Origin of the sequence: Psychrobacter sp. CAL346-MNA-CIBAN-0220, from assembly GCF_040309805.1 — a bacterium.
In the GTDB taxonomy this organism is placed as follows: Bacteria; Pseudomonadota; Gammaproteobacteria; order Pseudomonadales; family Moraxellaceae; genus Psychrobacter.
In genome coordinates, this window is sequence record NZ_JBEOPF010000552.1 from 1 (window position 1) to 251 (window position 251).

At 47.4% G+C, this 251-nt stretch carries 1 protein-coding gene; it reads left to right on the forward strand.

Annotated features, from left to right (window positions below):
* A partial coding sequence (locus AAEY88_RS14760; RefSeq protein ID WP_350563596.1) for a putative Ig domain-containing protein occupies window positions 1-251 on the forward strand: 251 nt, incomplete at both ends.

Below are 251 nucleotides of genomic sequence, written 5' to 3' on the forward strand. Positions count from 1 at the left end.
CGGTTATTCTGTTGTATATGATTTTAATGATGCGCCGGTGATCTCCGGCAGTCCTAACACCTCAGTCAATGAAGACAGTGCTTACAGCTTTACCCCAAGTGTTAGCGATGACGACAGCGGTGATAGCTTTACCTTTAGCATTACCAACAAACCGACATGGGCTAGCTTTAATGTCGCAACGGGCTTGTTAAACGGTACGCCAACTAATGCGGATGTGGGCACCACTTCCGGGATTGTGATCAGTGTCAATG